The following is a 12,061-nucleotide window of genomic DNA, read 5'->3' as shown; positions in this document are numbered from 1 at the left end:
GATTACTCGGCCATCGAAGAAGAACGGGAGGTAGGGATAGGTGGAACCGGGTCATAACCACCGGGATTCCACGGATGACAGCGACCTAAACGACGAAAGGTCAGCCAGCCACCGCGCAGAACGCCATGATTTTCTATGGCCTCCAACGCGTAGCAGGAACAACTGGGGTAGAAACGACAGTGGCTGGCCATCAGGGGACTGATGGCATAGCGATAAAACTGGATCGGAACGAGTGCCAGTTTACGCATCAGTGCTGTCTACCCCTACAGTTTCGGTGCTGGCCGCTGGAGCTGGTTTGTTGGTACGCGCCAGACGTTTCCAGAGCTTGCCGAAATGCTGAATCAATTCGGGGTTTTCTACATCACCCAAGCCTTTGCGCGCGACGATAACAATATCCCAACCAACCAGAGTTTCCTGGTGGAGGCGAAACGATTCGCGCATCAGACGCTTGAGGCGATTGCGCTCAACGGAGAGCTTTACGCTCTTCTTGCCGATCACCAACCCGAGACGGGGGTGATCAAGATCGTTGTTACGCGCAAGGAGCAGGAGATTTTTCCCCGGAACCTTGCCGGTGGGGGAGTCAAAGACTGCCTTGAAATGCCGGGGGGTTAGCAGACGCTTTTCCCGACTGAAGTCCTGACTCACCACCAGTACCGGATTATCAAACTGCCAGACGCGCACGACCTTTGGCGCGGCGACGCGACAGGACAGCACGGCCGTTCTTGGTAGCCATGCGAGCACGGAAGCCGTGAGTACGGGCGCGTTTGATGGTGCTTGGTTGGAAAGTACGTTTCATGGCGTTGTTACCTGGTTCGTCCACAACGGGCCGGAATGGCCCCCGTTTTAAGAGACCGGCGATTCTAGAGAAAGCAAGCCTCTAGGTCAATTTCCAACCAGCTTTTCCTTCAATTACTTCTCCACGAGCCATTTGACCTTTTTTGTGCGCCAAGCTTTTCACAGACTTGGGCATAGATATAAAAATAAAGAAGGAAGTTATTTAAAGCTTTTCTGTAAAGCTTATAAAAGCTAGGCAGGCGATCATCTGTGGATAACCGCTTTGAGCCCTTGTTTTACGTGCTGTACAGAGAATGACAACACGGGGGAGAAACGGTGCTCTGCCTGTGCTGCGCTGTCGGATAAGCTGTGTGTGGAATGGCATGTTATCCACAGGCTGGTTATCAACAGACTTTCGCCCCCACTTTTACAACGACCTCAGGGGCGCTTATCCACAGAGCTTATGCACAGACCACTGGTCGCCTTTATAACTGTTAAGACGTTGATTTTGGCTGCCCTGTGATCAAGCTACATGTGGATAAGTGGACGGCGCGCCGCTACAATGGCGGCTGTTTTTGCCTCACCGGCTTTCAACTTAGGGGATATCCGTGTCAGTGGAACTTTGGCAGCAGTGCGTGGAGCTTTTGCGCGATGAGCTGCCTGCCCAGCAATTCAACACCTGGATCCGTCCACTACAGGTCGAAGCCGAAGGCGACGAGTTGCGTGTCTACGCACCCAATCGTTTTGTTCTCGACTGGGTCAACGAGAAGTACCTGAGCCGCGTTCTCGAATTGCTCGATGAGCACGGCAACGGTCTCGCGCCCGTGCTCTCCTTATTAATAGGCAGCAAACGTAGCTCCGCGCCTCGCGCTGCGCCTAACGCGCCGTTGGCCGCCGCGGCCTCGCAGGCCCAGGCCGCCGCGGCACCGGTGGCGACTGCAACCGCCGCCGCGCCCGCGCCTTCGAAATCCTCGGCGCAAAAAAACGCGCCACAACATGAAGAGCCGTCTCGCGACAGCTTCGACCCCATGGCAGGCGCCGCCTCCCAGCAAGCGCCGGTTCGCGCTGAACAGCGCACCGTGCAGGTCGAAGGCGCTCTCAAGCACACCAGCTACCTGAACCGCACGTTTACGTTCGAGAACTTCGTCGAAGGTAAATCCAACCAGTTGGCTCGCGCAGCCGCCTGGCAGGTCGCCGATAACCCCAAGCACGGGTACAACCCGCTCTTCCTTTATGGTGGCGTTGGCTTGGGTAAGACCCACTTGATGCACGCGGTGGGCAACCATCTATTAAAGAAAAACCCGAACGCCAAGGTGGTGTACCTGCACTCGGAGCGTTTCGTGGCTGACATGGTCAAGGCCCTGCAGCTCAATGCCATCAACGAGTTCAAGCGGTTCTATCGCTCGGTTGACGCATTGCTCATCGATGACATCCAGTTCTTCGCCCGTAAGGAACGTTCGCAGGAAGAGTTTTTCCACACCTTCAACGCCCTGCTCGAAGGTGGCCAACAGGTCATCTTGACCAGTGACCGCTACCCCAAGGAAATCGAAGGCCTGGAAGAACGCCTGAAGTCACGCTTTGGCTGGGGCCTGACCGTTGCGGTAGAGCCGCCGGAGCTGGAAACACGCGTTGCGATCCTGATGAAAAAGGCCGACCAGGCCAAAGTCGACCTGCCCCACGATGCTGCTTTCTTCATCGCTCAGCGTATTCGCTCCAACGTGCGTGAGCTGGAAGGGGCACTCAAGCGGGTCATTGCGCACTCGCATTTCATGGGCCGCGACATCACCATCGAGTTGATTCGCGAGTCCCTGAAAGACTTGCTGGCGCTGCAAGACAAACTTGTGAGTGTGGACAACATCCAGCGCACCGTGGCCGAGTACTACAAGATCAAGATTTCCGACCTGCTGTCCAAGCGCCGTTCGCGCTCGGTGGCACGTCCCCGTCAGGTGGCCATGGCGCTCTCCAAGGAGTTGACCAACCACAGCCTGCCGGAAATCGGCGATGTGTTCGGCGGTCGCGATCACACCACGGTTTTGCACGCCTGCCGCAAGATCAATGAACTTAAGGAATCCGACGCGGATATTCGCGAGGACTACAAGAACCTGCTGCGTACACTGACAACGTGATGACACCAGCGCAGCTTATTAAGGCAAGGGACTAGACCATGCATTTCACCATTCAACGCGAAGCCCTGTTGAAACCCCTGCAACTGGTCGCAGGCGTCGTCGAGCGCCGACAGACCTTGCCGGTGCTTTCCAACGTATTGCTGGTGGTCGAGGGCCAGCAATTGTCCCTGACCGGCACCGACCTGGAAGTCGAGCTGGTTGGCCGCGTGCAGCTGGAAGAGCCCGCCGAACCTGGCGAGATCACCGTGCCGGCACGCAAGCTGATGGACATCTGCAAAAGCCTGCCCAACGACGCGCTCATCGACATCAAGGTCGATGAAGCGAAGCTGGTGGTCAAGGCAGGCCGCAGCCGCTTCACCCTATCCACCTTGCCGGCCAATGATTTCCCTACGGTGGAAGAAGGTCCGGGTTCGCTGACCTGCAGCCTGGAGCAGAGCAAGCTGCGTCGTTTGATCGAACGCACCAGCTTCGCCATGGCCCAGCAGGACGTGCGCTACTACCTCAACGGCATGCTGCTGGAAGTCTCTGAAGGCATTATCCGCGCCGTGGCCACCGACGGTCACCGTCTGGCCATGTGCTCGATGCGCGCCGATATCGGCCAGCCGGACCGTCACCAGGTGATCGTGCCGCGCAAGGGTATCCTTGAGCTGGCTCGCTTGCTCACTGAGCCCGAAGGCAACGTCAGCATTGTGCTGGGTCAGCATCACATTCGTGCGACCACCGGCGAATTCACCTTCACCTCCAAGCTGGTAGACGGTAAGTTCCCGGATTACGAGCGTGTACTGCCTAAGGGTGGGGACAAGCTGGTGATCGGTGATCGTCAGGCGCTACGTGAAGCGTTCAGCCGTACTGCGATTTTGTCCAACGAAAAGTACCGTGGTATCCGCCTTCAACTCGCCAACGGGCAGCTGAAAATCCAGGCCAATAACCCGGAGCAGGAGGAAGCGGAAGAAGAAGTGGGCGTTGACTACAACGGCGGTTCCCTGGAAATCGGCTTCAACGTGAGCTACTTGCTGGATGTGCTGGGTGTGATGACCACCGAACAGGTTCGCCTGATTCTGTCGGACTCCAACAGCAGCGCCCTGGTGCAGGAATCCGACAACGACGACTCGGCTTACGTTGTTATGCCGATGCGCCTGTAATCATGCTCAGCAGAAGCTAGATGTCCCTTAGTCGCGTCTCGGTCACCGCGGTGCGCAATCTGCACCCGGTGACCTTCTCTCCCTCCCCTCGCATCAATATCCTCTACGGCGCCAACGGCAGTGGCAAAACCAGCGTGCTGGAAGCCATCAACCTGCTGGGGCTTGCCCGTTCCTTTCGTAGTGCTCGCTTGTTACCGGTTATTCAGTATGAGCAATTGGCGTGTACGGTGTTCGGCCAAGTCGAACTCGCGGAGGGTGGGCACAGTAGTCTCGGGATCTCGCGCGATCGCGGCGGAGAGTTCCAAATTCGCATTGACGGGCAAAATGCTCGCAGTGCGGCGCAGTTGGCGGAAATTTTGCCACTGCAGTTGATCAATCCCGACAGCTTTCGTCTGTTGGAAGGCGCGCCAAAAATCCGCAGGCAATTCCTCGATTGGGGCGTGTTCCACGTGGAACCACGGTTCATGGCCACTTGGCAGCGCCTGCAGAAGGCCCTGCGGCAGCGGAACTCATGGCTGCGGCATGGTACACTTGACGCCGCTTCGCAAGCGGCCTGGGACCGTGAACTGTGCCTGGCCAGCGATGAAATAGATGAGTACCGTCGCGCCTATATCAAAGCCTTGAAACCAGTCTTTGAGCAGACCTTGAGTGAGTTGCTGGATCTCGAGGGGCTGACGCTGAGTTATTACCGTGGCTGGGACAAAGAACGTGAGCTTAGTGCAGTGCTTGCGACGTCCTTGCAGCGGGATCAGCAAATCGGCCATACCCAGGCCGGTCCCCAACGGGCTGATTTGCGCCTTAGGTTAGGCGCTCATAATGCTGCGGATATCTTGTCCCGTGGCCAGCAGAAGTTGGTGGTGTGTGCACTGCGGATCGCCCAGGGTCACTTGGTTAGCCAAGCCCGGCGTGGACAGTGTATTTACCTGGTGGATGACTTGCCGTCCGAACTCGACGAGCAACATCGCCGCGCGCTATGCCGCTTGTTGGAAGAATTACGCTGCCAGGTGTTCATCACCTGTGTAGACCACGAATTATTGAGGGAAGGCTGGCAGACGGAAACGCCAGTCGCTTTGTTCCACGTGGAACAAGGCCGTATCACCCAGACCCACGACCATCGGGAGTGAAGGCATGAGCGAAGAAAACACGTACGACTCGACCAGCATTAAAGTGCTGAAAGGTTTGGATGCCGTACGCAAACGTCCCGGTATGTACATTGGCGACACTGATGACGGTAGCGGTCTGCACCACATGGTGTTCGAGGTGGTCGACAACTCCATCGACGAAGCCCTGGCCGGTCACTGCGACGACATCAGCATCATCATCCATCCGGATGAGTCGATTACCGTACGCGACAACGGTCGCGGTATTCCGGTAGACGTACACAAAGAAGAAGGTGTGTCGGCGGCAGAGGTCATCATGACCGTGCTTCACGCTGGCGGTAAGTTCGACGACAACTCCTACAAAGTCTCCGGCGGTTTGCACGGCGTGGGTGTTTCGGTAGTGAACGCACTGTCCGAAGAGCTGATCCTGACGGTCCGCCGTAGCGGTAAAATCTGGGAGCAGACCTACGTTCACGGCGTTCCACAAGAACCGATGAAGATCGTCGGGGACAGTGAATCCACCGGTACGCAGATCCACTTCAAGCCATCGGCGGACACCTTCAAGAATATCCACTTCAGCTGGGACATCCTGGCCAAGCGTATTCGTGAACTGTCCTTCCTCAACTCCGGTGTCGGTATCGTCCTCAAGGATGAGCGCAGCGGCAAGGAAGAACTGTTCAAGTACGAAGGTGGCCTGCGTGCATTCGTTGAATACCTGAACACCAACAAGACTGCGGTCAACCAGGTGTTCCACTTCAACATCCAGCGTGAAGATGGCATTGGCGTGGAAATCGCCCTGCAGTGGAACGACAGCTTCAACGAGAACCTGTTGTGCTTTACCAACAACATTCCACAGCGCGACGGCGGCACTCACCTGGTGGGTTTCCGTTCCGCACTGACGCGTAACCTGAATACCTACATCGAAGCCGAAGGCTTGGCCAAGAAGCATAAGGTCGCCACTACCGGTGACGACGCGCGCGAAGGCCTGACGGCGATCATCTCGGTAAAAGTGCCGGATCCGAAGTTCAGCTCCCAGACTAAAGACAAGCTCGTATCTTCCGAAGTGAAGACCGCAGTGGAACAGGAGATGGGCAAGTACTTCTCTGACTTCCTGCTGGAAAACCCGAACGAAGCCAAGCTGGTCGTCGGCAAGATGATCGACGCCGCACGAGCCCGTGAAGCGGCGCGTAAAGCCCGTGAGATGACCCGCCGTAAAGGCGCACTGGATATCGCCGGCCTGCCCGGCAAACTGGCTGACTGCCAGGAGAAGGACCCTGCCCTCTCCGAACTGTATCTGGTGGAAGGTGACTCTGCTGGCGGTTCCGCCAAGCAGGGTCGTAACCGTCGCACCCAGGCCATCCTGCCGTTGAAGGGCAAGATCCTCAACGTCGAGAAGGCGCGCTTCGACAAGATGATTTCCTCCCAGGAGGTCGGCACCTTGATCACGGCGCTGGGCTGCGGTATCGGCCGCGACGAGTACAACATCGACAAACTGCGCTACCACAACATCATCATCATGACCGATGCTGACGTCGACGGTTCGCACATCCGTACCCTGCTGCTGACCTTCTTCTTCCGCCAGTTGCCGGAGTTGATCGAGCGTGGCTACATCTACATCGCCCAGCCGCCGTTGTACAAAGTGAAAAAGGGCAAGCAAGAGCAATACATCAAAGACGACGACGCCATGGAAGAGTACATGACGCAGTCGGCCCTGGAAGACGCCAGCCTGCACCTGAACGACGAAGCCCCGGGTATTTCCGGTGAAGCGTTGGAGCGCTTGGTCAACGACTTCCGCATGGTCATGAAAACGCTGAAGCGTCTGTCGCGCCTGTACCCTCAGGAGCTGACCGAGCACTTCATCTACCTGCCGTCTGTCAGCCTTGAACAGCTGGGCGATCATGCGCACATGCAAAACTGGCTGGCACAATACGAAGTTCGCCTGCGCACTTCGGAAAAATCCGGCCTGGTCTACAAAGCCAGCTTGCGTGAAGACCGTGAACGTAACGTGTGGCTGCCCGAGGTGGAACTGATCTCCCACGGTCTGTCGAACTACGTTACCTTCAACCGCGACTTCTTTGGCAGCAATGACTACAAGACCGTGGTTACCTTGGGCGCTCAACTGAGCACCTTGCTTGACGACGGCGCTTATATTCAGCGTGGCGAACGCAAGAAGCAGGTCAAGGAGTTCAAGGAAGCCCTTGACTGGTTGATGGCTGAAAGCACCAAGCGTCATACCATCCAGCGATACAAAGGTCTGGGTGAAATGAACCCGGATCAGCTGTGGGAAACCACCATGGACCCAGCCCAGCGTCGCATGCTGCGGGTGACCATTGAAGACGCCATTGGCGCAGACCAGATCTTCAACACCCTGATGGGCGATGCGGTCGAGCCTCGTCGTGACTTCATCGAGAGCAACGCTTTGGCGGTTTCTAACCTGGACTTCTGATCCAGATAGAACGCAGGAACAAAAAAAGGCCAACGCTTAGCGTTGGCCTTTTTCATTGGGTAAATCAGCCGGTTTTTCAAAAATGCTCCACGTGGAACATCAATGTTTTCAGCCTTGAGAAACGGTCGCCACGCTTTCCAATCGATACCCATACCCATAGATCGTCAGCAACTGCCAACCTCGATCCGCCGTCAGCCCCAGCTTGTTTCGCAGCCGGTAGATATGCGTATCCAGCGGCCGTGACGAGACCATTTCTTCGTGGGTCCAGAACCGTTCGTAAAGATATTCGCGAGACAGCGGCCGAGCCAGGTTAGCAAACAGGCAGCTGGCCAGGCGGTACTCACGCTCGGTGAGATTGATCGGTTTGCCTGCACGGGTCACGGTCAATTCAGCATCGTCAAAGGTCAGGTCATTGAAGCTCTGCACTTCATGGGTGGCTGACTTTTGCAGGCCATGCCGACGCAAGATCGCCGTGACCCGCGCTTTCAATTCGTTAGGACGAAAGGGTTTGCTGACGTAATCGTCGGCGCCGCTGTTCAGTGCAGTGACAATATCGCTCTCGGCGTCACGGCTCGTGAGCATGATGACGGCGGGCGGGGACTCCATATGTTCGCGGGTCCAGCGCAGCAGGGCAATGCCGGTGATATCGGGTAGTTGCCAGTCGAGTATCAACAGGTCGAAGGTTTCCCGGCGCAGTTGGCGCAGCAGGTCTTCGCCTCGCTCGAAGCAATGCAGGGTCCAGGGCTGTTCGGCGGTGCTGGGGATTTGTCGCAGTGTCTGTTCCACCCGACGCAGTTCCGCGGGTTCGTCATCCAGTATTGCGACACGCATGGGTGGGTCCTTTCTTTTTTGAAGAGTATGACAGCCGTCGCCCGTTTCTTTTACGGGCACGCGCTGCGCAGATACCAGTCGTTGAATCTGAAGAATTGTGCTCAGATCCGTCGACCCCTTGGATCTCTCGTTACGCTGGGAACAATGAGTGGTTATCCCACTGGAAATGCTCGATAGCGATGTGGGAAAGATACCGGCTCCCGACCCTAAGGAAAAGGATCAACCTGTCGTAAACTCTCATGCGCTGATGCCAGATGCCCTCTCCTCAACCTCGATGAGCACCATGGTCCTTTTCCGCAACTGCTTGACATCTTTTATCACTCACCCATTACCCAGGCGTGCTGACCGATGATGCCCTGGAGCAAAGACGAGAAACGTCAACCTACCCATGCCCAACGTCTGTTCAATGGCCTGGTGAGGGAGTGGCTGTGGATCGGCTTGCTATTGCTGCCCATTACGGCGTACCTGTCGTTGAGCCCAGGCCTGGCCTTGAACAATCCGTTGTATGACAGCCTGCGCCGTCTCACCCCTTTGCCTGTGGACCCACGTATTCTGTTGGTAACCATCGATGATGCGAGCCTGAAAAAACTTGGCCAATGGCCCTGGCCACGCAGCGTGCACGCTGACCTGATAGACCGCCTGAGCGCTGGGCAACCGACAAGTATTCTGTTCGATGTCATCTTCAGTGAGCCTGGCAACGCCGCCAATGACAAACGCTTGGCAGAAGCGGTCTGCAACGCCGGCGATGTTCTGATGCCATTGGTGCGAGAAGGCGCTGCGGGCTACAGCCAACCCGGCGCGCAGATGATGCCTTTGCTCAAATGCGCTAAAGGTGTGGGCCATATCAACGTGGAAGCGGACAATGACGGCGTGGTTCGTAGCCTGTATCTGCGCGAAGGCCCACCGGATGCTACGGCTGCGCAACTGGCTTGGCTGGCCTATGAGATGAGCGGCGAGCTATCCCAAATGCCAGGCGAGCCGCTGCAATCCACTGCCCAGCACTGGCATCGAGAGCACGCTATTCGTATCCCCTTTATCGCGCCGCATACCCATTTCCCGAGTGTGTCCTACGTCAGCGTTTTGCGCGGCGAAGTCCCCCCCGAGCAGCTACGCGGCCGCCTGATTTTAGTCGGGTCGACGGCTTCCGGGATGGGCGATCGGTTTGTCACGCCGCTCTCCTCCAAAGCCGGCACTACTGCAGGTGTGGAGATCCAGGCCAACGTGCTCAATGGCTTGCTGCAAGGGCGCAGCATTGTTGATCTGCCGGGCTGGCTTGCGGCGCTGATGGCGACTTCACTGGTCGCGTTGCTGCTGGGCCTGCTGCTCTATCGCCCTCGTTATGCGCTGTGGATGACGCTGGGCTGCATGGCTGCCGCGTTGCTCGGTTCGTTGGCGCTGTTACGCCTGGGCCATTGGTGGTCGCCTGCGGCCTGTCTGATTGGCCTGCTGCTCAGTTACCTGATCTGGAACTGGCGTCGCCTCAGCGTGATCCTCGCCTATTTCGGCTGGGAGCTGGCGCGCCTGGATAACGAACCCAAGGTCCTGCCCGAGCGCCGCCGCGCGCCTGCCAGCAAAGGCGATGTGTTGCAGGCGCGTATCTTCGCCTTGGAGCAAGCGGTCAGTCGCACGCGCGATACCCGCCGCTTCATGGCCGACGGCCTCGAGTGCCTGCCGGTCGCGACGCTGATCACCGACCCCAGGGGCAATATCCTGCTGGCCAATCGCATTGCGCGGGAAGTGTTCGGCAACATCCTGGTCAACGAAAACCTGCTGGAGCAACTGGCAGATTTGGGTTACCCGCCCCTGCACAATGGCGTGCGCCCTGCCCTCTCGGTGCTGGAGTTGGTCGAGTTCCGGGATATCCACAAGCGTAGTCTGCGCATGGAGTTGGCGCCCTTGTTACCAGCCGAAGGCGACATCGCGCTCGGCTGGCTGCTGAGCCTGACGGATTTGAGTAAGGAGCGTGAAGCCCAGCAACACCGCGAGACGATGTTGCGGTTTCTCTCCCATGACCTGCGGGCGCCGCACTCGGCAATCCTGGCCCTGCTGGACGTCCATAACGGCGAATCGCCGGTGTTCGCCCAGATCGAGCAGCAAGTGCGGCGCGCCTTGGGCCTCACCGAATCGTTCGTACAGTTGGCGAAGGCTGAGGCCGACGGTTATCAGTTCCAGCCAACCTTGTTCGCCATGTTGGTGATGGACGCCTTCGACCAAGTGGCAGTGCTCGCCCAACTCAAGGGGATTCATCTGGTTCATGATCTGGATGAAGCCGACGAGGGCATGGTGTCGGCCGATCAGTCACTGCTCACCCGGGCACTGTTCAATGTGCTGGAGAACGCAATCAAGTATTCGCCTTCTGGGACGACCGTCAGGTTGAGGCACAGCACTGCACAGGGTTGGCTGGAATGTCGTATCAGTGATCAGGGGCCGGGGATTTCCGCGACGGACCTGCCGGAACTGTTCAGCCAATACCGACGCTTCGATTCGGCTCAAGGCAGTGAAGGTTTGGGATTGGGGCTGAGCATGGTCAAGGCCGTGATAGAGCGCCACGGTGGTCGCATCAGCTGCGCGAGCGTGTTGGGTAAAGGCACCACCTTCAGCCTGCAACTGCCCGTACTGGAAGAGTGAAAAACCTGCGTTTGTGCTGTGCATAAAAAACCGGTCGCCAGGACCGGTTTTGTTATGCGGTAAAAAACTTATGCACCTTTTCCATGATTTTATGACCTCTGGAAATATGTATCTAAATCAGCTTCTTACGTAGCAAAAAAGGCGATTCGCCAACATACCGTGCACAGGTTATCCACAGATCCTCAAATCACCGGTGTGTCGACCACGACCGGCTCCGGCGGCAACGAACCCATGGCCCGCTGCTGCGCTTGATTCCATGCCTGGGCACGGTCATTCAACGCTGCAATTGCGCGGGGTCCTTCCCCTTCGGCGTACATGGGTTCGCCAATCACTACCGTGATGGTGCCCGCGCGTTTCGCCCAGCCGGTCTTTGGCCAGAACTTGCCGGCGTTGTGGGCAATCGGTAGCACCGGCAAGTTGGCGTTGACCGCCAAGGCGGTACCGCCGCGTGAGAACTTGCCTACGGTGCCGTAAGGAACACGCGTGCCTTCGGGGAAGATCAGCACCCAGACGCCATCCTTGAGCAGCTCGTCGCCTTTCTTGGCTACGTGCTTGAGCGCGGCCTTGGGGTTATCGCGGTCGATGGCGATCGGACGCAACATCGCCATAGCCCAGCCAAAGAACGGCACGTACAGCAACTCACGCTTGAGCACTTGGCTCAACGGCGAAAAGTACGCTGACAAAAAGAACGTCTCCCAGGTGCTCTGGTGGTTCGACAGAATCACGCAGGGTTGCTCCGGGACGTTTTCCGCACCCTTGATCTCGAAGCGAATGCCCAGGAATACCTTGGACAGCCACAACGCGCAACGGCACCAATAGACATTGATAAAGCGATAGCGCGCCTTGAACGGCAGGAACGGCGCAATAAAAAAGCTCAGGGTGCACCACAGAAAGGAACTGGTGCCCAGCAGCAGGTAAAAGAAAAAGGTTCTGATGGCCTGCAAAATCGACATGGCGGCATTTACCGTTGCGGGACAAGGCCCGCCTGTTAAAAGCGCACTCCCGAACACTCCT

General features: G+C 57.4%; 10 protein-coding genes. 5 read left to right on the top strand and 5 right to left on the bottom strand.

Features of this window, described 5'->3' with window-relative positions:
* Positions 1-2: 2 nt before the first annotated feature.
* Genes yidD through rpmH form a run of 3 tightly spaced genes read right to left on the bottom strand, consistent with a single transcriptional unit; the run spans position 3 to position 796 of the window.
* On the bottom strand, positions 3-248 hold the full coding sequence (yidD, locus tag ACLH0H_RS08935; RefSeq protein WP_048402126.1) for a membrane protein insertion efficiency factor YidD: 246 nt from the start codon (positions 246-248) through the stop codon (positions 3-5).
* On the bottom strand, positions 241-645 hold the full coding sequence (gene rnpA, locus ACLH0H_RS08930; RefSeq protein WP_411382389.1) for a ribonuclease P protein component: 405 nt from the start codon (positions 643-645) through the stop codon (positions 241-243). Before rnpA ends, yidD begins: the two co-directional genes overlap by 8 nt.
* Before the next feature lie 16 nt (positions 646-661).
* Positions 662-796 carry a 50S ribosomal protein L34 gene (gene rpmH / locus ACLH0H_RS08925; protein WP_003213577.1) on the bottom strand — a complete coding sequence of 45 codons (135 nt, stop codon included), beginning with the start codon at positions 794-796 and terminating at the stop codon, positions 662-664.
* A 586-nt stretch (positions 797-1,382) separates the two neighbouring features.
* Here rpmH and dnaA point away from each other — a divergent pair.
* The 4 genes from dnaA to gyrB are packed head-to-tail and all read left to right on the top strand — an operon-like array spanning position 1,383 to position 7,588.
* The gene (gene dnaA / locus ACLH0H_RS08920; RefSeq protein WP_076952164.1) at positions 1,383-2,900 is read left to right on the top strand and encodes a chromosomal replication initiator protein DnaA; all 1,518 of its coding nucleotides are present in this window, start codon (positions 1,383-1,385) and stop codon (positions 2,898-2,900) included.
* Between the two features lie 38 nt (positions 2,901-2,938).
* A complete protein-coding gene (gene dnaN, locus ACLH0H_RS08915) occupies positions 2,939-4,042 on the top strand; it encodes a DNA polymerase III subunit beta (protein ID WP_065875580.1) in 1,104 nt (367 codons plus the stop codon).
* A gap of 20 nt (positions 4,043-4,062) precedes the next feature.
* A complete protein-coding gene (recF, locus tag ACLH0H_RS08910; RefSeq protein WP_076952165.1) occupies positions 4,063-5,166 on the top strand; it encodes a DNA replication/repair protein RecF in 1,104 nt (367 codons plus the stop codon).
* A 4-nt stretch (positions 5,167-5,170) separates the two neighbouring features.
* Positions 5,171-7,588: a DNA topoisomerase (ATP-hydrolyzing) subunit B gene (gene gyrB / locus ACLH0H_RS08905; protein WP_076952166.1), complete on the top strand. Its 2,418-nt coding sequence runs from the start codon at positions 5,171-5,173 to the stop codon at positions 7,586-7,588.
* A gap of 108 nt (positions 7,589-7,696) precedes the next feature.
* Here the strand turns inward: gyrB and ACLH0H_RS08900 are convergent, their stop codons facing one another.
* The gene (locus ACLH0H_RS08900; RefSeq protein WP_411381749.1) at positions 7,697-8,419 is read right to left on the bottom strand and encodes a response regulator transcription factor; all 723 of its coding nucleotides are present in this window, start codon (positions 8,417-8,419) and stop codon (positions 7,697-7,699) included.
* A 348-nt stretch (positions 8,420-8,767) separates the two neighbouring features.
* Between ACLH0H_RS08900 and ACLH0H_RS08895 the strand changes: the two genes are divergently transcribed.
* Positions 8,768-11,047, top strand: coding sequence for a CHASE2 domain-containing protein (locus ACLH0H_RS08895; protein ID WP_411381748.1), 2,280 nt, complete (start codon positions 8,768-8,770; stop codon positions 11,045-11,047).
* 182 nt (positions 11,048-11,229) lie between these two features.
* Here the strand turns inward: ACLH0H_RS08895 and ACLH0H_RS08890 are convergent, their stop codons facing one another.
* Positions 11,230-12,000, bottom strand: a complete 771-nt coding sequence (locus tag ACLH0H_RS08890; protein WP_186685927.1) for a lysophospholipid acyltransferase family protein — start codon at positions 11,998-12,000, stop codon at positions 11,230-11,232.
* Positions 12,001-12,061: the final 61 nt, after the last annotated feature.

It is taken from the genome of Pseudomonas sp. MPB26 (genome assembly GCF_046605355.1).
Lineage (GTDB): Bacteria > Pseudomonadota > Gammaproteobacteria > Pseudomonadales > Pseudomonadaceae > Aquipseudomonas > Aquipseudomonas cedrina.
This window is presented reverse-complemented; position numbering and strand designations above follow the sequence as displayed.